Source organism: Dyella marensis, assembly GCF_900112865.1.
GTDB classification, from domain to species: domain Bacteria; phylum Pseudomonadota; class Gammaproteobacteria; order Xanthomonadales; family Rhodanobacteraceae; genus Dyella_D; species Dyella_D marensis_A.
The window spans coordinates 60,363-80,181 of the sequence record NZ_FONH01000014.1 but is presented as its reverse complement, the minus strand read 5'-3'; the positions used below and the strand labels follow the sequence as shown (position 1 = coordinate 80,181).

Sequence of the window (19,819 nt, the reverse complement as noted above, 5' to 3'; positions counted from 1 at the left end):
CAACTTTCCACCTTCCTTGCCGAGCCACTGCGATGACCTTACTCATCAGGAATGCTGTTCTCACCGCCATGCTCGCCTTGGTTGCCCTGGCTATGGCGCTGGTTCCCTGCAAAGCTTTCGCAAAAAGGGGAGACCCCGCCTACTGGTGCACCACGACGATGCCGGCCGCCCTTCCGCTGACGGTTAACCAGCTTGATGTGAGCGTGCTGAGAGATCTTCCTGCAGGCTCGCCGATTCCCGGCACGCGTGTCCAGATTGACCTTACGATGCAGTGCAAAGCCGGGGCTTTCGATACGACAACCAATAACGTCGTCGTTGATCTCTATACCGATACGGTACCCAGCCTGGTGCCGGGGTTCACCAACATATACACCTGGTCAGGCGCACTGCAGGGCGTCGGTCTGCGCATTCTCAATGCCTCGGGCCAGGCATTGCCCATCGGACCAGTACCCGCTGCCGACTGCACGCATCCCAATGCGATACAGGTCAGCACCGGCACGAATTCCACCACCACGTTCAAGTTCACCGGTGCGCTGGAACTGGTCAAAACAGGCAATACCGTGGCCTCGGGCAGCCAAAGCATCACCTTCCGACCGGGTGTCTGCGGACAAGTCTGGGGAAATCAAAGCGGCGAGCAGAGCGACTGGACCATCGCCACCACCATCAGTAAACCGGCAGCCACCACGTGCACCGTTGCCAACAGCAGTATCTCCGTCACCATGCCGACGGTATCCGGCACCGCGATGTCGTCGGTGGGTGATGTCTCGGCACCCACGTCGTTTCAGATCGGCCTCAACTGCAGCGCCGGCGCTACGCTTTTCATGACGCTCACCGACAACAGCGCACCGAGCAATACAAGCGACAAACTGACGGCGACACCCGACTCGACGGCAAAAGGCGTGGCGCTGCAGGTCTTCAGGACGGACGGAACCACCGTGAGCTATGGCCCGGATTCGTCACTGCCCGGCACGACGAATCAGCATCTGATCGGAGCCACGCCAAACGGTGCGCTGCAGATACCTTTCACGGTGAAATACCTTCGCACCGGTGCCGTCAGCGCCGGCTCCTTGAACGGCAAAGCCACTTTCACGCTGTCTTATCAGTAGCGGAAATTGCCGCCGCTTCACCTTGCTCCGTCCAACCCGAACTCTGCATGCGCTGGACCGCACAGGCATCCCGGCCAATCTGCGCTGCGATGTCCGCGACGTAGATAGAACGATCTAAATCCGGCGCGCAGACCACCGCGCCGGATCGGCCAAATTCAAGGCACCTGCAAGCCCGTCTGCAATCCGTACTTGCGTAGCTTCTCCACCAGCGTCGTGCGTTGCATGCGCAGCAGCTTCGCTGCGTGTGCCACGACGCCGCCTGTCGCATCCAGCGCCTGACGGATCAGGCCGACCTCGATATCCGAAAGGTGATCCTTCAGATCCAGCCCGCCTTCCGGAAGGATCGCAGCCGAGGGTTCGTGCACCACCGAAGCGGCGATCGGCGTGGGAGCGACCGGAGCGCGGCCTTCCATCACCGCCAGCAAAGCGGCGCCGGTGACTTCTTCGCCGGCAGGCACGCCACGATATTTTTCCGGCAGATCGCCCGCGCGCACTTCGCACGAGGGATAGAGGATCGCCATCCGCTCGACCAGGTTGCACAGTTCGCGCACGTTGCCGGGCCAGCTATGGCAACGCAGTGCGTTCATCGCGCTGGCACTGAAGCGCACGCCGCCGAGGCCGCGGCGCAGCAGGCGCTGGTTGAATTCGGAGATGAGCTCCGGCAGGTCTTCCAGGTGCTCGCGCAGCGGCGGCATCTCCAGCGGGAACACGCTGAGGCGGTAGTAGAGATCTTCGCGGAAGCGGCCGTCGGCGATGGCCTGCTCCAGGTTGCGGTGCGTGGCGGCGATGATGCGCACGTCGCAGCGCTGGGTGCGGTTGCCGCCGACGCGCTCGAACACGCGCTCCTGCAGCACGCGCAGCAGCTTCACCTGCATCGGCAGGCTCATGTCGCCGATCTCGTCGAGGAACAGCGTGCCGCCCTCGGCCAGTTCGAAGCGGCCTTTACGCGCGCTGATCGCACCGGTGAAGGCGCCCTTCTCGTGGCCGAACAGTTCGCTTTCCAGCAGCTCCGCCGGGATCGCGCCGCAGTTGATCGCGATGAACGGCTTGTCGCGGCGCTGCGAGGATTCATGGATCGCGCGCGCCACCATTTCCTTGCCGGTGCCGGATTCGCCCAGCACCAGCACGGTCGAATCGAACGGCGCGACCTGACGGACCAGCGCATTCACGCGGCCCAGCGCATTGGAGGCGCCCACGATGCGATGCATGCCGGACTGGCCCTGTGCGCCCTTGAAGCCCAGCCGGGCCGGCGCCGAGAGGCGGCGCAGCGCATCGAGCAGCGGCTCATAGCGCAGCGGGAAGGACAGCAGTTCCACCGCACGCGAACGCGAGCCCGGCAGCGCGCCGGGCAGCTGCGCGGCCAACGGCGCATCGTTCGCCACCAGCAGCGGCAGATGCAGCGCCTGCTCGCCCAGCGTGTCGAGCTGGCGCTGGAAATCGTCGAGGTCCACCACGTCGCCGATGTAGATCGCGCACCAGTCGCCCTTGCCGCCGTCTGCCGTCTCTTTGCCGGCGAAGCGCGGGCGATACCCCAGGAACTGCAGCGCCGAGGCGATCGTTTCCGCCCGCGCGGCGTCCGCTTCAATGACCAGAACGTCGATGTCTTGGACTTCGTTTTGCACGCAAACCCCCTGCCCATGGTGGTGACCGGCGTTCCTTTGCCCTGTCACTCGTTTTTTTCTGACCGATGGCGTCAACGCTCCGACGTTGCCGCCGTTGGGCAATACGCAAGATCGGGGCCAACAGGGTGGCGGGTCTATGACGCGGGCTATGGACGGGGTCGGTTTTCCGACTCGGCGCGTGTCCTGAAAACGTATTCGCGGCGTCGACGAGGGCACTTAAACCGTTGAGCGACCGGCGCTAAATGAACGAATGCTGACGCCCCTGGGACTTGTGCCAAAGCACATGCCAACTGTCAGACACGTCAAAAAACTGAACTTCCGAGCCATCGTTTTTGTGATGTCAATCACATTGGACAGGCGAGCTCTTTCACGCCGTGGGCACATGGCCTTGCCGAGTGACTGCCACTCTGCGTCGGTGATGGCGAAAAACCATCCGTTCCAGCCCTTCGCTCAAGTGTTCGGAATGATTCTCAAACGTCGCGAAGACGCGGCCGTCGGGAAAACGGCGCTCCACCCGCACCGGCAGTTCCAGCGGGAAGCTCGGGCAGCCGTCCAGCCGGATGCGCAGCAGCGCGCCCTCGCCGGCCGGCGCCAGTTCGGGTGGCAGCAGCACTCCCAGGGCATTGAAGCGCAGGGCATGATGGGGCCGGGTCAGCGCATCGGGGATCAGCACGCGGTTGATGATGTGGATCAAGGCAGTGAGCTTGGCGTCCATCCGGGCCAGGTCCTGCACCAGCGGGCTGTCCTCGTCGGATACGTCGGCGCTGCGCTCATCGAGCACGTCCAGCATGCCCAGGGCCGACAGGTTGCGCTCGGCGTAGCCGGCCGCCACGCGCTCGTCCAGCGGCAGGGCCAGCGGCTCCAGCTCGGCCAGCCAGTCGCCTTCGCAGGCGAGCAATTGCTGGAATTCATCCCAGGCGCTGGCGTTCATGGCTTCGTTTTCCATGGCGATACCGCCTTATCCCGGCGTAGGTTGGGGTGAGCCGCAGGCGAACCCCAACAGTGCGAAGCGTCGGGGATCGCCATGTTGGGGTTCGCCTGCGGCTTACCCCAACCTACACGTATCGGACTTCAATGACTCGTATAGGCGGCGATGGCCTGCGAGCGCCCGTGCGCTGCCTGCCATTCCTGCGCCACTTTATCGCGCTCGCGCTCCACCACCTCGCACAGGCGGCGGTTGTAGTCGATCAGCGCGCGCAGGGCGGGCTCATCGTTGCGCTCGGCGGGGAGGACCTGCTCGAGCAGGCGCTCGCGTTCGTCCTGGATCGCGGCAAAGCGCTCCCAGTCGCCCTGCTCGGCCATGTCCAGCATGCCGCGGCTCAGCGCCATCACCTGCTCCAGGCCGCCGCTCACGGCGCGGCCTGCGCCGGACGCTGCGGCTGGCGCGCGTCCATCGGAATGCCGGCCCAGGCCCGGCGCAGCTTCTGCATCAGGTCGGAGACCTCGTCCAAGGCGCGCGGGTCGTCATGCAGGTTGGCGTGCAGCAGGCGGCGGCCCATGTAGTCGTAAAGAGCGCCGAGCTGGCCGACCAGCGGGGTCTCCACCTTGGGGTCGAGGCTGCCGCGCAGCTCGCTGATGATGTCCAGGCAGCGCGAGATCAGCTCGCCCTTGGCGGCCACCTCACCGTGCAGCATGTGGCCGCGGGCCTTGGTCAGGCGCTCGATCGCACCGTCCATCAGCATCGCGATGAGGCCGTGCGGGTCGGCGGTCTCCACTGTTCCGTGCGAACGCACCTGCTGGTAGGCGCCGGCGCCGTATCCGAATCCCATGGTATGGCTCCTCGCTTACTTGCTGCTCTTGGTGAGCGCGTCGAACTGCTGGGTGAGATAACTGCTGGTGCTATTGAGCTTGGTCAGCAGGGTGTCCAGCGCGGTGAAGCGCTTGGTGTACTGCGTGGTGAGCGCATCCATGTCGGCGTTGAGGTTGTCCTGGCGCGTGCCCAGGTCCTTCAACTGCTTGTTGAGGTTGTTGGTGCGCGTGGTCAGCACGCCGGTGGAGGCGGTCCAGTCGGTGAGCGGGCTGCTGAGCCTGGTCGCCATGCCGTTGTCGCCGGCGAACAGGCCGCTGACCTTGGTGCCGCCATCGCTCAATGCGGTGGACAAGGCGCCGGTATCCAGCTTGAGCGTGCCGTCCACCTGCAGGGTGATGCCGATGGAGTTGAGCATGGCGCCGTTGCCGCCGGCTCCGCTGACGATCGAGGACAGCGTGCTCTTGATGCTGTTGAGCGTGGCGTCGCCGATCAGCGCGCCGGTGTTGGTGCCGCTCGGATCGTAGGCGGTCAGCGACTGGTAGGTGCCGACGAAGTTGTTGTACGCCGTGACCAGGTTGCCCACCGCGGTGGACGCGGCCGAGCTGTCGGTGCTCACCGAAAGCGTCGCCGTGCCCTGTTTCCACAGGCTCAGCGTGACGCCGTCGATGGCGCCGGTCACCGTGTTGCTGGCGCTGGTCGCGGCCATGCCGTCGATGGTGAATTTCGCGTCCTGCGCGGCATTGACCACCGACAGGCCATTGCTGCTCGAGGCGGGGTCGTAATTGAGCGCCGCCAGGCCGCCGTCGCCGCCGCTGCTGCTCACCGTGAAGGCATTGGCCTGGCCGGTGGCGGTGCTGCTGAGCACCAGGTGCGCGCCGTCCGAGCCGGTGACGATGGTGGCGGTGACGCCGGGATTGCCGCTGCCCTTGTTGATCGCATCGCGGATCTGCGAAAGGGAAGACCCATCGCTGCCGATATCGACGCTCATCGACTTGCTGCCGACCGCGATGGTCAGCGTGCCGGTGCCGACCTTGGCGTCGCTGCTGGCCACGCCGGCGGACTGCACCTTCAGCGCGGTCGCCAGCTGGCTGACATTGATGTTGTAGCTGCCGTTCATCGCGCCCGTGGTCGAGGACACGCTGAATACGCTCGCGTCGCTGGTCGCGGCCTTGCGGGTCTGGAAGGCGGTGCCGTCGCTCAGGCCCTTGAGGGCCGTCTGCAGCGCGGCCAGCGCCGAACTGACCTGGCCCAGCGCGGAGATCTGCGTCTTCGCCGTGCTGGTCTGGGAATCGATCTGGTCCTGCAGCGGCTTTTTCTTGGCCGCCACCAGCTGGCTGACCAGGCCATTCACGTCCAATCCCGAACCGACGCCGGCGGCGGTAAGCGTGCCGCCCGTGGAAGAAGAAGTGGAAGAGGTGGTGATCGCCATGGTCGCTGGATTTCCTTATGAAAAGGACGGCCGCGCTTCGCGCGCGGCCGTCCGCTGGAGTTACTGCAGGAGCTTGAGCACGCTCTGCTGGCTGGAGTTGGCCTGGGCCAGCACCGACACGCCGGCCTGCTGCAGGATGTTCGCGCTGGACATGTTCGCGGTCTCCGCGGCGAAGTCGGCGTCCTGGATCTGGCTGCGCGACGAGTCGAGGTTCTGCGAAATGGTCTGCAGGTTGGAGATGGTGGACTGGAAGCGGTTCTGCACGGCGCCCAGGTCCGAACGCAGGTTGCTCACCGACTGCAGGGCGGCGTCGACGCGGCGGATGGCGTCGTTGGCGCCGGACACGGTCGAGATCGAGGCGTCGGACAGGTGCTTGCTGTCCAGGGCATGCGTGGCCTTGTCGGCGGCGGCGAAGCCCAGGGCGGTGGCGCCGGAAGCGTCGACATCGGCGCCGAAGGCGGCGACCGAGATCTTGCCGGTGGCATCGGTGGAAGCCTGCGCGTCCACGCCCGCATCCTTGAAGCCGGCGTTCAGGGCGTCGCTGACGTCCTGCGCGGTGTTGTACACCGAGCCGCTCTTCAGGGTGACATTGGTGGTGCCGATCTTCACCGTCTGGTCGGCGGCGAGGGTCAGCGGATAGGTCGGGGCGGTGCCGCTGGCGGTCACGGCAGCGGTGTCGACCTGGCCGACCTGGTTGGTCTTCATGCCGACGCTGAAGTTGACGCTGATGGTCTCGCCGACGTTGGCGCCGACCTGGAACGCCACCGTGCCGGCACTGCCGTCCAGCACCTTGGTGCCGTTGAAGTTGGTCTGCTGCGCGATACGGGTGACTTCGGCCAGACGCTGCTGCACTTCCTTGTCGAGCGCGGCGCGGTCGGTGGTCGAGTTGGAACCGGTGGCCGACTGCACGGCCAGCTCGCGGATGCGCTGCAGGTTGTTGGTCACTTCGTCCAGCGCCGACTCGGTGGTCTGCGCCATCGAGATGCCGTCGTTGGCGTTGCGCACGGCCTGGTTCAGGCCGTTGATCTGCGTGGTGAAGCGGGTGGAGATGGCGAGGCCGGCGGCGTCGTCCTTGGCGCTGTTGATGCGCATACCGGAGGACAGGCGCTCGATGGCGGTGCTCAGCTTGCTCTGCGTCTTGGCCAGGTTGTTCTGGGCATTCAGCGAGCTGATGTTGGTGGTAACGCTCATGACCATGGGATTTAGCTCCGTTTGGGTCGTAACCGGTAAAGGGCCGGCGGTTCTTGTCTCAGCGGGAATTCCTGCTGGAACATCGCCGCCTCAGTCACTGTTTCGACCGGTCCTCATGGAACTTGAGCGGGTGGGGAAAATGGGTTAGGGCCGCGGCCGGGAGTGCGATGCAAGGCACGGAAACCGGTCCGGTGGACAGGCTTGCCTCGATACCGCTCTCCATGTCGGCCTGACGCATCGCTCTTCCCCGCTTACTTCAGGTAGTCGAACAGCGTCGACCCCTGCACCTTGGTGTAGGTCATCTGCGCCGCCTGCAGCGCGGTGTTCTGCAGATTGAGCTTGCTGATGGCGTCGTAGTAGTCCAGGTCCTGCACGTCCGACAGCGCGCCCTGGTATTGCAGCGACAGGTCGCCGTTGAGCGACTGCTGCTGGTCCAGCGCATTCATGCGCCCACCGATGGCGGCGCGCGTCTGCGTCACGGTATCGATGGCCTGGTCGAGGTTGGAGAACTGCGCATTGAGCGCGTTCTTCATCGCCGGCCCGCCGCCGGTGGTCTTCAACGCGCCGATGATGTTGTCCAGCGTGCTGAAGATGTCCTGCTCGCCCGAAGGCCCCACGCTGAAGCTGTCGCCCGCCGCTGGCGTGCCGCTGATGCCTACCTGCACGCCGCGGAACGCGACCACCGCATTGCCGTCGTCGGCATAGGTGCCGCTGCTCACCACGTTGTTGGAGGCGTCGCGCACTTCGTAGGCGGTGGCCGAGGTGAAGGCGATGGTGTAGTTGCCGTCGTCCCACTGCGTGCGGTCGGCCACGCTGATGGTCCCGGCCACCGCGGTGCCGGTATTGCCGGCGCCGGAGGACACCTGGAAGGTGCCGTTGCCGGTGGGGATATTCATGAACACCGCCGAGCCGGGGTCGCCGGTGGCCACCTGCATGCCGGGGCCGGCGGCGACCATGCGCTGGCCGTCGTCGCCGTTGTAGACCACCGCGCCGCCCTGGGCCGAGAACGGCTGGCCGCCCGTGCGGTTGCCGGCAAACAGATAATCGCCGTTGCCGTCCTTGCCGTTGGCCAGGCCCATCAGCTGGGTGCGGATCTGGCTCAGTTCGGCGGCGATGTCGGCGCGGGTCTGGTCGGTCTGCGTGCCGTTGATGCCTTGCAATACCAGCGTGCGCACGCGGGTCAGCGCATCGGAGGTGGTCGACAGCGCCTGGTCTTCCAGGCCCAGCCTTGCATTGGCCGAGGTGATGTTGCGCTGGTACTGCGCCACGTCGGCGTCCATATGGCCCAGTTCCAGCGCGCGCGCCGCGCCCACCGGATCGTCGGACGGCTGGTTGATGCGCTTGCCGCTGCTGATGCGGTTCTGCAGGTCGGACAGGCTGGCCTGCCCGTCGAGCATGCTGCTGACCGACTGCTGGGCCATCCAGCTGGTGGAGACTCTCATCGGATGCTCCTTCAGTTGCGCACGGCGCTGAGCAGCGCGTCGAAGATCTGGCTGGCGGTGGAGATCACCTGCGCCGAGGCCTGGTACGCCTGCTGGTAGCGCACCAGGCTGGCGGCTTCCTCGTCGATGTTCACGCCGGACACGCCCTGCTGCGATTGCAGCGCCTGCTGGTACACCGCGTTCTGCGTGGTCAGCGCGTCCTTGGCCAGGGAACCTGCGCTGCCCACCTGGCTGGTCAGCTGCCCGTAGGCGCGGCCGACGCTGGTGGCGCCGTTGTCGAGCACGCCCAGGTTCGCCACCTTGCCCAGCGCCAGCGCATTGCCGTTGTCGCCGCGCGCATTGGTGTTGGCTTTCAGGGTGAACGTGTCGTTCGCCGCGGGCGTGCCGTTGAGGGTGAGACTCCAGCCGTTGGCATTGATCGGCTGGCCGGGCGTATACGTCTGCGCGGCGCCGCCGTTGATGGTGTAGCTGGTCGGCGAAGTGAACACGATATTCGCCGTGCCGAGCAGGCCCGCATTGGACGGATCGGTGACGGCGATGCCGCCGATGCTGCCGCTGCCCTTGTTGGCCGCACCGGCCGAGCCAGCCAGCGGCGCCGCCGCCGCGATCTTGTTCGGGTCGGTGATGGCCGCACCGAAACCCGCCGCTGCCGCGGCGGTGGGCCGCACCTGGAAACTGTCGCCGGCGCTCGGAGCGCCGCCCACCACCAGGCTCAGGCCATCGGCCTTGAACGGGTCGGCGGCGGTGCCGGTACCGGTCATGGCCACCGCATTGCCGGCGGTATCGCGCAGGCTCCACGCGCTGCCGTCGTAGCGCAGCACGTAGTCCTTGGCGGTCAGTGCGCCGACGCCGGAGATATTCGCGCTCAGCGTGCCCGTGCCCTGGTTGGACGCGCTGTTCAGCACCTGCGGCGCGCCTACGTTGAAGAAGGCGCCGCCCAGGTTGCCGTTGAGATCCATGCCCTGCGCATGCTGGGCATTGAACGCGCTGGCCATCGCCACCGCGGCGCGGCCGAGCTGGTTCTGCGCCGGGTCCAGCACATTGGTGCGGAAATCCAGCAGCGCGCCGAGCGAGCCGCCGCCGACCTGGCCGGTGATCACGCTGCCGCTGTCCTTGCCGACGATCTCCAGCCGGGTCGGGTCGTACTGGTTCGGCGCGGTGGCCAGCTGGTAGGCATTGGAACCGTTGACCAGGGACTGGCCGTTGCCGACGAACAGACTCACCGTGTGGTCGTCCTGCTGCACCACGGTGACGCCGACTTCGCCGGAGACTTTCTTGATCAGCGCATCGCGCTGGTCGAGCAGGTCCGAGGGTTCGCCCTTGCCGCTGGCATAGGCGGTGCGGATCTGCTCGTTGAGCTTGGCGATCGAAGTGCTGTCGCTGTTGATCGAGTCGACGGTGTCGCCGATCTGCCGCTGCACCTGGCCGTTCAACTGATTGAACTGGCCGGACAGCGCCTGGAAAGTGCTGCCCAGCGCATTGGCCCGGGCCAGCAGCACGCCGCGCGCGGCGGCATCGGCCGGCGCGTTCGACACGTCGCCGAGCGCGCCGTAGAACGCGTCCAGCGAGGTCTGCAGGTTGGTGCTGCCGGACAGCTGGTTGTTGATCTGCGCGGTGAGGCTCTGGTACGTCGCCGCGCGGCTCTGGTCCGACGAGGCCGTCCACAGCGCGGTGTTGAGGTATTGGCTGTAGGCGCGCTGCACCGCCACCGTATTGACGCCGGTGCCGACGTAGAAATTGCCCAGCTGCTGCGCCGGGCGCGCGCTGAACTGGACGGTCTGGCGGCTGTAGCCGTCGGTGTTGACGTTGGCCACGTTGTGGCTGACGGTGCTGAGGCCGATCTGCGAGGCCAGCAGGCCCGAGACGCCGGTGGAAAGCAGGTCAGCCATGGTGGGCGGTCCTTGTGGCGGTGCGTGTCATGGGGAGGAGGAGGCACGTCATGGCAACTGTGACGGCACGTCGCCATCCGACTTGAGCGCGGCCAGCGCCTCCAGGCCCTTGCGCATTTCCGGGCTGTTGGCGATGGCTTCGAGCTTGGCCGCATAGGCCGGGTCGGTGGCGTAGCCGCCATGTGCCAGCGCCTTGGCGAAGCCCTTGATGTCCTCGCCCTTGCCGATGGCGCCGGCATAGCGCGGATTGTTGGCCAGCACGTCGGCGTAATCGGAGAACGAATCGCCGGGCGTGCCGTAGGCGCGGAACTGGTCGCGCCTGCGCACCGCCACGCCGTCCTCGTATTCCAGGGTCGGCACGCTGACCTTGTCGCCGTCCCAGCTGCGCCCGGCCTTCATGCCGAACAGGTTGTTGCTGGTGCTGCCGTCGTGGTGCGCCGGCAAATGCTTGCCCCAGCCGGTTTCCAGCGCGGCCTGCGCCAGCAGCGCGCGCACCGATACGCCCAGCTTCTGCGCCGCGGCCTGGGCGTGCGGCGCCAGCGCCTGCACGAAGTTCACCGCATCGCCGGTGCCGGGCATCCATTCGGCCACCTTGCCGGCGACCTTGCTGGCGCCGTGGGCAAGCTTGTCCAGGGTGCTTTGCCAGCCGGACGCGGCATCGGTCGACGCATCCGGGGCGGCCGCGCCGTCCTTGCCGCCGAGCTGGCGCATCAGCATCTGCGCGATCCCTAAGCCATGGCCGCCGTTGGACAGGCTCAGCGAGAGCTGGTGATCGAGCAGGTCGCGATAGGCATCGCCCTGCTCGCTCTCGCCGATGCCGCCGCCGGGGCTGGCCTCGCGCATCGACTTGAGCATCATCTGGGTGAAGATCGCTTCGAATTGCTTGGCCACCTTCGGCAGCGCCGCCTGGCCGTCGCCCTGCGCCTGCGCGCGCAGCTGCTGGAAGCCGGAGAGTTCCGTCCAGGTATTGAGCGCGCCGCTGGCCGCGCCGAGGATGCCGCCATCGCCCATGCCGTTGCCCGGGGCCATCTCAGATCACCACCAGTTCGGCATGCAGCGCGCCGGCCTGCTTGAGCGCCTGCAGGATCGAGATCAGGTCGGTCGGCGAGGCCCCCACCTGGTTCACCGCGCGCACGATCGAATCCAGGCTCGCGCCGGGGCCGAACTTGAACATGTGCGCGCCGTCCTCGCTGACCTGCACGCTGCTGCTGGGCACCACCACGGTCTGGCCGCCGCGGCTGAACGGCGCCGGCTGGCTGACCTGCGGCTGCTCGCTGATGGTGACCTGGATGGAGCCGTGCGCCACCGCGGCGGCGCTGACCTTGACCTCCGAACCGATCACCACCGTACCGGTGCGCGAATTGACCACCACGCGCGCCGGCGCGTCGCCCGGCTGCACCTCCAGCGCCTGGATCATGCCCAGCCAGGACACGCGCTGGGCCGGGTCGGCCGGGCCGCGCACCGCCACCGAGCCGCCATCCACCGGCTGCGCGGTGCCGGCGCCGTAGGCGCGGTTCACCGCCTCGGCGATGCGCGCGGCGGTGGTGAAGTCCGGCGTATTGAGATTGAGCACCAGGTCGCCGCCCTGGCCGAACGACGAAGCCACGCTGCGCTCCACCGTGGCGCCGTTCGGCACGCGGCCGCTGGCGGAAATGTTCACCTGCACGCTGGAACCGCTCTTGCCCTGCGCGCTGATGCCGCCCACCACCACGCTGCCCTGCGCCATCGCGTAGACATTGCCGTCGGCGCCGCGCAGCGGCGTCATCAGCAGCTCGCCGCCGCGGATGCTCTTGGCATTGCCGATCGAGGCCACCGTGACATCGATGGCCTGGCCCGGCTTGGCGAACGGCGGCAACTGCGCGGTGACCGTCACCGCCGCCGCGTTCTTCAGCTGCGGCCGCACATTGGCCGGCACCGTGATACCGAACTGCTGCAGCATGTTTTCCAGGCTTTGCGTGGTGAACGGCGCCTGCGTGGTCTGGTCGCCGCTGCCGTCCAGGCCGACCACCAGGCCGTAGCCGATCAGCTGGTTGCTGCGCACGCCGGCGACCTGGGCGAGGTCGCGGATCTTGTCGGCGTGGACGGAGGCTGCGAGGAACAGCAGCGCGAAAAAAAGCATGACGCGTGTGCGCATACGAACGACCCGTGTAGGTTGGGGTGAGCCAGCGGCGAACCCCAACATGGCAGCCTCCATGATCGCCGCGCCTGTTGGGGTTCGCTGGCGCTCACCCCAAACTACGCCGACGTGTCGGTGCGAGAAAAACATCAGAACGGCATCCACTTGGAACCGAAGAAGCGCGACAGCCAGCCCTGCGTGTTCGCATCGGCCAGCGTCCCGCGCCCGGTGTAGCCGATCCGCGCATCCGCCACCCGCGTCGACGGCACGCTGTTGTCCTGGCCGATGTCCTGCGGGCGCACGATGCCGGAGATGCGCACCAGCTCCTGGCCCTGGTTGATGGTCAGCCACTTCTCGCCGCGCACCAGCAGGTTGCCGTTGGACAGGCGCTGCGCCACGGTCACCGTGATCGAGCCGGTGAGCTGGTTGCTCTGGCTGCTGTTGCCGCTGCCGTCGAAGCTGCGGTCGCCGTCGGTGCCGAAGCTCACGTCCTTGCCGCCGATGCTGATCGGGCGGCCGAGGATGGTCGGCGCGGCGAGGTTGCTCTTGTCCTTCTTGCTGGTGCTGGTCGACGCCTTCTTGCTCGCCTGCGTGCTCTCCACCAGCGAGATGGTGAGGATGTCGCCCACGCGATGCGCGCGCGGGTCGTTGAACAGCTCCATGTTCTGCGCTTCGTGATAGATCGAGCCGTCCGCGACCGGCTGCGCCACCGGTTCCTGCGGCGGCGTGGCCGCCCAGGCGGCATCGTCGCCGCGCGGCGCGGGCATGGCGCAGCCGGCGAGCTGGACCAGGGCGAGGATGGCGCCGCACAGGCGCAGGCGACGGAAGTTCGACATGGTCGTGCTCAGGTCTTGTTGGTGAGGAACTGCAGCATCGAATCCGCGGCGGAGATCGCCTTGGAATTCATCTCGTAGGTGCGCTGCGTTTCGATCATGTCCACCATCTGCTCGACCACGTTGACGTTCGAGCTTTCCAGCGAACCCTGCGCCACCGTGCCCAGGCCGTTGAGGCCGGGCTGGCCGATCTGCGGCGCGCCGCTGGAGGCGGTTTCCAGATAGAGGTTGTCGCCGCTCGGCTGCAGGCCGGCGGGATTGATGAAGTCGGCCAGCTGGATGGTGCCGATCTGCTGCGGCGCGGCCTGCCCCGACAGCGTGGCGCTGACCGTGCCGTCGGTACCGATGGTCACGCTCTGCGCGTTCTGCGGGATCACGATGGCCGGATCCAGCTGGTAGCCGGAGGCGGTGACGATCTGGCCGTTCTGGTCCAGGTGCAGCGAACCGTCGCGCGTATAGGCCACGGTGCCGTCGGGCTGGGTCACCTGCAGGAAGCCGCGGCCCTGGATGGCCAGGTCCAGCGAGTTGCCGGTCTGCTGCAGGTTGCCCTGGGTGAACAGCTTCTCGCTGCCGACCACGCGCACGCCGGTGCCCAGCATCAGGCCCGACGGCGACTGCGTCTGCTCGGTGGTCTGGCCGCCGGGCTGGCGCAGGTTCTGGTACATCAGGTCCTGGAACGATGCGCGCGAGCTCTTGAAGCCGGTGGTGTTGGCATTGGCGAGATTGTTGGAGACCACGTCCATGCGCGTCTGCTGCGCATCCAGACCGGTCTTGGCGACCCACAGGGAAGAAAACATTCGACTCTCCGCGCGGCCTTGGCCGCTTCAAGAAACTTCGGTCAACCCACCTGCAGCAGGCGCGTGGCCGACTGGGCGTTGTCGTCCGCGGTGCGGATGGCGCGCACCTGCAATTCGTACTGGCGCGAGAGCTGGATCATCTGCACCAGCGTCTGCGACGGATTCACGTTGCTCGATTCAAGCGCGCCGGCCTTCACCGTCACCGTCTCGTCGGCCGGCGCCACCCCGCCGCCGGCAAGATGCATCAGGCCGTCGTCGCCCAGCTGCAGCTGATCGGAAGCGGGCTTGACCAGCTTGAGCTTGCCGATCACCGAGGAGGTATCCGGTCCCTGGCCCTTCGGCACCACCGAGATGGTGCCGTCGGCGCCGATGCTGACCTGAGTCGCGTCCGGCACCGTGATCGGACCGCCGTCGCCCAGCACGGGATTGCCGCGCGCATCGGTGAGCAGGCCGTCGGCGGTGAGCTGCAGCTGGCCGGCGCGGGTATAGCCTTCGCCGCCGTCCGCACTCTGCACCGCCATCCAGCCGTCGCCCTGCACCGCCACGTCGAGCGGACGGCCAGTGTCCATCTGCGCGCCCGCATGCATGTCCCAGCCGATGCCCTGCGCCACGCCGTTGATGCGCGAACCGAGCCCCTGGCCCTGCACGGGCAGCGGCTTGAACGCGGACATCTGTGCCTTGAAGCCGACCGTGTCGGCGTTGGCCAGGTTGTGCGCCACTTCGGTCTGCGCACGCATCATTTGCGTGGCGCCGGTCATGGCTACGTAGATGGAACGGTCCATGGCTTCTCCCGGGGATCAGGAAACGGCGGACAGGGCGTGCTTGGGTCGCGCCCTGTCCGTGCGTTTCATCAGTTCCGGATGTTGATGATGGTCTGGGTCAGCTTGTCGTCAGTGGAAATCACCTGCGCGTTCGCCTGGTAGTTGCGCTGCGCCTTGATCATGTTCACCAGCTGGGCGGTGAGGTCGGCGGTGTTGGAGGCTTCCAGCGCACCGGACTGCACATTGCCGAAGTTGCCGTTGCCGGCCGCACCCATCACCGGCGTGCCGGAGTCGTACGACGCGGCCCAGTTGGTGTTGTCCATCTGGCGCAGGCCTTGCGGGTTGGCGAAGTTCGCCAGCGCCAGCTGGCCGAGCGACTGCGACTGGCCGTTGGAGAACTTGGCTTGCACCACGCCGTCGCTGGACACGTCGATGCTCGACAGCGTGCCGGTCGGATAACCGTCCTGGCTGATCGAGGTCACCGCGTAGTTGTTGCCGAACTGGGTGGCCTTGGTCACGTCCAGCGTGATCGCCATCGGATCGGAGCCCGGGCTGGCGCTGATCGCCGGGAAGGTCAGCTTGCCGCCGGCCGGCGTGGACAGCGCGCCGGTGCTGGTGAAACTCAGCTGCTGCGTGGCGCCGGTGTCCTTGCCGTCGATGAACAGATGCGCGTCCCAGGTATTGGCCGCGGCGTTGCGCACGAAGTACACGGTGCCGTTGTGGGTGGCGCCGAGCGAGTCGTAGGCGGTGAACGGGGTGGCCTGGTTGTAGCTGGTGGCGTCCTTCGGGTCGAAGGCGTTGGCCGGCGGCGTGGCATCCGACGGCAGGTTCAGCGCCATCTGCACGCTGCTCGTAGCCTTGGCCGCGTTCTGCGAGGTGACCAGGCGCAGGTCGGTCATGGTGCTGGTGTCGAAGCCGCCGGCATTGTTCGGCGGGAACACCTGCAGGTTCTGGCCGGCGCTGTTCACCACGTAGCCGTTGGCGTCCTGGCGGAACGCGCCGGCGCGGGTGTAGGACAGGCCCTTGCCGTCCTTGACGGTGAAGAAGCCGTCGCCGCTGATGGCGAAGTCCAGCGCGTTGTTGGTGTTCTCCACGTTGCCGGCGGTGAACTGCTGCGCCACGTTGGTCAGGCGCACGCCGCTGCCGACCTGGGTGGCGCTCAAGTTCTTGCCGGCCACGCTGTACAGCTCGGCGAATTCGGCGCGCGAACCCTTGAAGCCGGTGGTGGAGGTGTTGGCGATATTGTTGGCGGTGACTTCGAGATCCGAAGAGGCCGCCTTCAGTCCGCTGAGTGCGATGTTGAATGCCATGCTGCTGCTCCCCTGTGGAGACTGTGTGTGCGGGCCGCCCGGCCCCCGATGGATCAGTCGATGCGTGCGACCTGGTTCAACAGCACGCCGCCGAAACCGGCGACCTGCAGATAAGCGCCCTGCTCGCCCGCCATGCCGACGCTGTCGACCTTGCCGCTGACATAGGCCTGCACCGCGGTGGTGCCGACCTGCGCCTTGATGCCGTAGGTGCCGTCCGGCAGCGGCTGCCCGTTCTCGTCCTTGCCGTCCCAGTGGAAGTCGGCCAGGCCGACGTCGGGTTTGCCCAGGTCGATGGTGCGCACCACGTTGCCGGCGGTGTCGATGATCTGCACCGAGGCGGTCTGGCCGCCGGTGCCGACATTGATCGCGCCGTCGACGCCGGCGGTGCCCTCGAGCTTCGCGGCATTGGACGGCACGGTGACATTGCGTCCGACCAGGTCGCTCGCCTGCAGCAGCTGGTTGCCCTGCAGCGCGGTGCTCAAGGTGTCGAACGAGGTCTGCAGCGACTGGGTGGCCGAGACCTGCGCGATCTGCGCGAGCTGGCTGACCATCTGCGAGGAATCCATCGGCTGGGTCGGATCCTGGTTGCGCATCTGCTGGGTGAGCAGGCTGAGGAAATCCGCCTGGCTCAGCGTGCTGCCCTTGCTGCTCTGCACCGCCTGCGAAGCGGAGGAGCCGGTGGTGTTATTGATCGCGATGTCGGCCATGGTGTCGTCGGTTCCGCCTTACTTGCCTAGGTCCAGCGTCTTCTGCATGAGCTGACGCGTGCTGTTCATCACCTCGACGTTGTTCTGGTACGAACGCGAGGCGGAAATCATGTTGACCAGCTCGTCCACTGGATTGACGTTGCTGGCATAGACGTAGCCGTCGCCGTCGGCGAGCGGATTGCCCGGCTCGTAGCGGCTCTCCACCGCCGCCTGGCTCTCGGTGACGCCGAGTACCTGCACGCCCTGCGCGCCCTCCTGGTCCTTGGCGGCGAGGTTGCGCTGCACGGTGGCGAACAAGGGTTCCTTGGCGCGGTACGCCGCTTCCGGCGAGCCGGCCACGCTGTCGGCATTGGCGATATTGCTGGCCACGGTATTGAGCCGCAGCGACTGCGCCGCCATGCCGGAGCCGGCGACGTCGAAGATCTTGAACAGCGACATCAGCTCTGCCCTCCGGTGATGGCGGTGCGCAGCATGTGGATCTGCGCGGTGATGAAGGACAGGCTGGCCTGGTAGTGCACGCTGTTGGCGGCGAAGTTCGCCTGCTCGACCTGCGTGTCGACCGTGTTGCCGTCCATGCTGGGCTGCAAGGGCACGCGATAGGCGAGCTGGTCGTTCGCCTGCATGGCCGGATCGATGTGTCCGCTTTCCGTCGCCGCCAGCGGCAGCTTGCCGTCGGCGCCGGCGCTCATCAGGGCCTGGCGGAAATCCACGTCGCGCGCCTTGTAGTCCGGCGTATCCGCGTTCGCCAGATTCCCCGCCAGCACTTCCGCACGCTTCTGCCACAGGCCCAGCGCCTGGGTGTGGATGCCGAACAGCTTGTCGTTGATCTGGCTCATGGCCTGAAAGCTCCGCGCGGAAAGTCCGCCGGAGGTCTTGAGCAAAACGCATGCCATGGCCTCGCGAAGCCTTGTGGGGACTGGGTTTGCAGGGATGCGGCGAAATCCATCCGCCGAGCGCGTCGGAATTCCGACGCAGTCAGGCGCGGCTGATCCAAGGGCATCGGCGGAGGTCGCCAAGTCCGGAAAAATCCGGACGCCTGTCACCAACCGCTCTCGCACACTGCGCCGCCCTTTGAACATTCATTAAGGATTGAGCGGCGTGTCGCCACAGACTTTTGGCTGTCCCGATGTCCAACGCCCCCTCATGCGCCGCGGTCTCTTCCTACACCATTCCAGCCTGGCGCTTGCGCTGGCCTGTGGCATGGCCTGCGCCGGCATGGCCCAGGCGCAGGACGCGGCACCCGTGCAGCAAGGGCAGGAAGTGGAGCGGCGCCTGCGGCGGGAAATGGACAGCGCACAGGATGCCGTGGAGCAGAACAGCCGCGTGCTCAAGGGCGCGGCGACGCGCCGGCATGCGGCCTTTGCCGCACCGGCCGAAACAGCTTGCACGGTAGCGACCGACGTGGACTGGAACGACATCCGGCCCTTCCCCTGGCTGCCGGGTACCGTTTCGCTTCGCGGCATGTGCCTGGGTCCGAAGGGACTGCAGGAACTGCGGCGCTATCTGGGCGGCCAGCTGATCGAGCGCGGCTATGTCACCAGCATGGTGCTCATTCCCGAGCAGCGGCCAGCCGATGGCCGGATCGCCATCCAGGTGATTCCAGGCCGGGTCGGCAAGCTGATCGACAAGACCACGGGCCAACCGCTGCAGGCGCGCAACGCCCTGCCGTTTCGCCAAGGCGACCTGCTTAACCTGCGCGATCTCGACCAGGCCCTGGAAAACCTGCGCCGCGTACCCGGCCAGTCAAAGGCGAACCTGACCCTGACACCCGGCAGCGACATCGGCACCAGCGACATCGTGGTCGACCGGCAGCGCAGCAAGGAGCGCTGGCATGCGGTGCTGACCGCCGACAACGACGGCCAGGACGCCACCGGCCAGAACCAGCTCGGCCTGATCGGCATCGTGGATGCTCCGCTGGGCCGCGACGATCTACTGCTGCTCACGCAAAGCAACAACCTCAATGTCGGCAATCGTCGACAGATGTCGCGCGGACTGGGCCTGAACTGGTCGATGCCGGTGGGCTACTGGAACGTCTCGCTCGGCGCCAGCGGTTCGTCCTCGCGGCAGACGGTCGACCTGCTGCAAGGCGGGCAAATCGCCTACGCCAACAAGACGCGGCTGGTGCAATTGGGCGTCGACCGGGTGGTCGCCCGCAGCTCGCGCAGCCGCAGCACGGTCAAGCTGCAGCTCAATCGCCGGATCGATTCCGGCAAGCTCGGCAGCACAAGGCTGGACGTGCAGAGACGCGACATCACCGGCTATGCGGTGAGCTACGACTACCTGCGCTATCTGGGCCGGACCACTCTGCAGGCCAGTGCCGAGCTGCGCGGCGGCCTGCCTGAGTGGTCTGCACGCCCCGGTTACGTCGCCGGCCAGCCCCACTGGAACGGCCGCTATCGACTGGCTTCCGCCAGCCTCAACATCAATGCTCCGTTCGCCATCGGCGGCAAGCGCTTCACCTACGAAGGCACCCTCTCCGGCCAGCATGCATTCACGCCCTTGCCGTGGACGCAATACCTGTCGATCAGCAGCCGCTATGCGATGCGCGGCTTCGACGGCCGCTACGTGTTCATCGGCGAGAACGGCTGGGTTTCGCACAACGACGTGGTGTGGAACAGCGGCAGCAAGCTGGGCAATCCATACCTTGGTGCGGATGCCGCCCGGCTCAGCGGACCCTCGCTGGCGAATGGGGGCAGCCAGCACTTCAGCAGCGTGAGCCTGGGTCTGCGCGGCCAGGTGGCCCGTTTCGGTTACGACCTGTCGGCCGGCCGCGTGTTGAGCAAGCCCAAGGCGTGGTCGGACGGCGGCTTCAATGTGTCGTTGCGGATGACCGTCCGGCTCTGAGGCCCCCCGCTCTTTTTTGGCC

The 19,819-nt window shown here is 66.8% G+C and carries 19 protein-coding genes; 2 read left to right on the top strand and 17 right to left on the bottom strand.

Annotation, left to right across the window (positions count from 1 at the left end):
• Positions 1 to 32 precede the first annotated feature (32 nt).
• Positions 33 to 1,106: a fimbrial protein gene (locus tag BM172_RS16280; RefSeq protein ID WP_051549129.1), complete on the top strand. Its 1,074-nt coding sequence runs from the start codon at positions 33 to 35 to the stop codon at positions 1,104 to 1,106.
• Between the two features lie 155 nt (positions 1,107 to 1,261).
• On the opposite strand, the gene BM172_RS16275 is transcribed toward BM172_RS16280, so the two are convergent.
• The 17 genes from BM172_RS16275 to flgB all read right to left on the bottom strand — a co-directional run bounded on the left by BM172_RS16275 (position 1,262) and on the right by flgB (position 17,789).
• Positions 1,262 to 2,728, bottom strand: coding sequence for a sigma-54 dependent transcriptional regulator (locus tag BM172_RS16275; protein ID WP_026636753.1), 1,467 nt, complete (start codon positions 2,726 to 2,728; stop codon positions 1,262 to 1,264).
• A gap of 367 nt (positions 2,729 to 3,095) precedes the next feature.
• Positions 3,096 to 3,674 carry a PilZ domain-containing protein gene (locus tag BM172_RS16270; RefSeq protein WP_035324191.1) on the bottom strand — a complete coding sequence of 193 codons (579 nt, stop codon included), beginning with the start codon at positions 3,672 to 3,674 and terminating at the stop codon, positions 3,096 to 3,098.
• A 125-nt stretch (positions 3,675 to 3,799) separates the two neighbouring features.
• On the bottom strand, positions 3,800 to 4,081 hold the full coding sequence (locus BM172_RS16265) for a flagellar protein FliT (protein ID WP_026636755.1): 282 nt from the start codon (positions 4,079 to 4,081) through the stop codon (positions 3,800 to 3,802).
• The gene (gene fliS, locus BM172_RS16260) at positions 4,078 to 4,497 is read right to left on the bottom strand and encodes a flagellar export chaperone FliS (RefSeq protein ID WP_026636756.1); all 420 of its coding nucleotides are present in this window, start codon (positions 4,495 to 4,497) and stop codon (positions 4,078 to 4,080) included. The genes BM172_RS16265 and fliS overlap by 4 nt, the downstream gene beginning before the upstream one ends.
• Positions 4,498 to 4,512: 15 nt before the next feature.
• Positions 4,513 to 5,907, bottom strand: coding sequence for a flagellar filament capping protein FliD (gene fliD, locus BM172_RS16255; protein ID WP_026636757.1), 1,395 nt, complete (start codon positions 5,905 to 5,907; stop codon positions 4,513 to 4,515).
• A gap of 60 nt (positions 5,908 to 5,967) precedes the next feature.
• Positions 5,968 to 7,104, bottom strand: a complete 1,137-nt coding sequence (locus BM172_RS16250) for a flagellin (RefSeq protein WP_026636758.1) — start codon at positions 7,102 to 7,104, stop codon at positions 5,968 to 5,970.
• A 245-nt stretch (positions 7,105 to 7,349) separates the two neighbouring features.
• The gene (gene flgL / locus BM172_RS16245) at positions 7,350 to 8,540 is read right to left on the bottom strand and encodes a flagellar hook-associated protein FlgL (RefSeq protein WP_026636759.1); all 1,191 of its coding nucleotides are present in this window, start codon (positions 8,538 to 8,540) and stop codon (positions 7,350 to 7,352) included.
• Between the two features lie 11 nt (positions 8,541 to 8,551).
• Complete coding sequence (flgK, locus tag BM172_RS16240) at positions 8,552 to 10,429, bottom strand: flagellar hook-associated protein FlgK (RefSeq protein ID WP_026636760.1); 1,878 nt, start codon at positions 10,427 to 10,429, stop codon at positions 8,552 to 8,554.
• A gap of 48 nt (positions 10,430 to 10,477) precedes the next feature.
• Positions 10,478 to 11,458, bottom strand: a complete 981-nt coding sequence (flgJ, locus tag BM172_RS16235) for a flagellar assembly peptidoglycan hydrolase FlgJ (protein WP_231504257.1) — start codon at positions 11,456 to 11,458, stop codon at positions 10,478 to 10,480.
• Position 11,459: 1 nt separating this feature from the next.
• The gene (locus BM172_RS16230; RefSeq protein ID WP_177218829.1) at positions 11,460 to 12,548 is read right to left on the bottom strand and encodes a flagellar basal body P-ring protein FlgI; all 1,089 of its coding nucleotides are present in this window, start codon (positions 12,546 to 12,548) and stop codon (positions 11,460 to 11,462) included.
• Positions 12,549 to 12,694: 146 nt separating this feature from the next.
• The gene (gene flgH, locus BM172_RS16225) at positions 12,695 to 13,381 is read right to left on the bottom strand and encodes a flagellar basal body L-ring protein FlgH (protein ID WP_035324193.1); all 687 of its coding nucleotides are present in this window, start codon (positions 13,379 to 13,381) and stop codon (positions 12,695 to 12,697) included.
• An 8-nt stretch (positions 13,382 to 13,389) separates the two neighbouring features.
• Positions 13,390 to 14,175 (bottom strand): flagellar basal-body rod protein FlgG, encoded by a 786-nt coding sequence (gene flgG, locus BM172_RS16220; protein ID WP_026636764.1) that lies wholly within the window; start codon positions 14,173 to 14,175, stop codon positions 13,390 to 13,392.
• A 41-nt stretch (positions 14,176 to 14,216) separates the two neighbouring features.
• Positions 14,217 to 14,957 (bottom strand): flagellar basal-body rod protein FlgF, encoded by a 741-nt coding sequence (gene flgF / locus BM172_RS16215; protein WP_026636765.1) that lies wholly within the window; start codon positions 14,955 to 14,957, stop codon positions 14,217 to 14,219.
• A 68-nt stretch (positions 14,958 to 15,025) separates the two neighbouring features.
• A complete protein-coding gene (gene flgE / locus BM172_RS16210; RefSeq protein WP_026636766.1) occupies positions 15,026 to 16,246 on the bottom strand; it encodes a flagellar hook protein FlgE in 1,221 nt (406 codons plus the stop codon).
• Between the two features lie 53 nt (positions 16,247 to 16,299).
• Positions 16,300 to 16,953 carry a flagellar hook assembly protein FlgD gene (locus BM172_RS16205; RefSeq protein WP_026636767.1) on the bottom strand — a complete coding sequence of 218 codons (654 nt, stop codon included), beginning with the start codon at positions 16,951 to 16,953 and terminating at the stop codon, positions 16,300 to 16,302.
• 18 nt (positions 16,954 to 16,971) lie between these two features.
• Positions 16,972 to 17,391 carry a flagellar basal body rod protein FlgC gene (gene flgC, locus BM172_RS16200; protein WP_026636768.1) on the bottom strand — a complete coding sequence of 140 codons (420 nt, stop codon included), beginning with the start codon at positions 17,389 to 17,391 and terminating at the stop codon, positions 16,972 to 16,974.
• Complete coding sequence (gene flgB, locus BM172_RS16195; RefSeq protein WP_026636769.1) at positions 17,391 to 17,789, bottom strand: flagellar basal body rod protein FlgB; 399 nt, start codon at positions 17,787 to 17,789, stop codon at positions 17,391 to 17,393. The genes flgC and flgB overlap by 1 nt, the downstream gene beginning before the upstream one ends.
• A gap of 307 nt (positions 17,790 to 18,096) precedes the next feature.
• Here flgB and BM172_RS16190 point away from each other — a divergent pair, with 307 nt between their 5' ends.
• Positions 18,097 to 19,797, top strand: coding sequence for a ShlB/FhaC/HecB family hemolysin secretion/activation protein (locus BM172_RS16190; protein ID WP_051549131.1), 1,701 nt, complete (start codon positions 18,097 to 18,099; stop codon positions 19,795 to 19,797).
• Positions 19,798 to 19,819: the final 22 nt, after the last annotated feature.

Bases quoted from the DNA above. Each gene is read 5' to 3' on its own strand.
- fliS (WP_026636756.1), bottom strand. From the start codon at position 4,497: ATGGGATTCGGATACGGCGCCGGCGCCTACCAGCAGGTGCGTTCGCAC.
- flgL (WP_026636759.1), bottom strand. From the start codon at position 8,540: ATGAGAGTCTCCACCAGCTGGATGGCCCAGCAGTCGGTCAGCAGCATG.
- flgB (WP_026636769.1), bottom strand. From the start codon at position 17,789: ATGAGCCAGATCAACGACAAGCTGTTCGGCATCCACACCCAGGCGCTG.
- flgC (WP_026636768.1), bottom strand. From the start codon at position 17,391: ATGTCGCTGTTCAAGATCTTCGACGTCGCCGGCTCCGGCATGGCGGCG.
- fliD (WP_026636757.1), bottom strand. From the start codon at position 5,907: ATGGCGATCACCACCTCTTCCACTTCTTCTTCCACGGGCGGCACGCTT.
- flgE (WP_026636766.1), bottom strand. From the start codon at position 16,246: ATGGCATTCAACATCGCACTCAGCGGACTGAAGGCGGCCTCTTCGGAT.
- BM172_RS16250 (WP_026636758.1), bottom strand. From the start codon at position 7,104: ATGGTCATGAGCGTTACCACCAACATCAGCTCGCTGAATGCCCAGAAC.
- BM172_RS16280 (WP_051549129.1), top strand. From the start codon at position 33: ATGACCTTACTCATCAGGAATGCTGTTCTCACCGCCATGCTCGCCTTG.
- BM172_RS16205 (WP_026636767.1), bottom strand. From the start codon at position 16,953: ATGGCCGACATCGCGATCAATAACACCACCGGCTCCTCCGCTTCGCAG.
- BM172_RS16270 (WP_035324191.1), bottom strand. From the start codon at position 3,674: ATGGAAAACGAAGCCATGAACGCCAGCGCCTGGGATGAATTCCAGCAA.
- flgK (WP_026636760.1), bottom strand. From the start codon at position 10,429: ATGGCTGACCTGCTTTCCACCGGCGTCTCGGGCCTGCTGGCCTCGCAG.
- flgH (WP_035324193.1), bottom strand. From the start codon at position 13,381: ATGTCGAACTTCCGTCGCCTGCGCCTGTGCGGCGCCATCCTCGCCCTG.
- BM172_RS16230 (WP_177218829.1), bottom strand. From the start codon at position 12,548: ATGCTTTTTTTCGCGCTGCTGTTCCTCGCAGCCTCCGTCCACGCCGAC.
- flgG (WP_026636764.1), bottom strand. From the start codon at position 14,175: ATGTTTTCTTCCCTGTGGGTCGCCAAGACCGGTCTGGATGCGCAGCAG.
- BM172_RS16190 (WP_051549131.1), top strand. From the start codon at position 18,097: ATGCGCCGCGGTCTCTTCCTACACCATTCCAGCCTGGCGCTTGCGCTG.
- flgJ (WP_231504257.1), bottom strand. From the start codon at position 11,458: ATGGCCCCGGGCAACGGCATGGGCGATGGCGGCATCCTCGGCGCGGCC.
- flgF (WP_026636765.1), bottom strand. From the start codon at position 14,957: ATGGACCGTTCCATCTACGTAGCCATGACCGGCGCCACGCAAATGATG.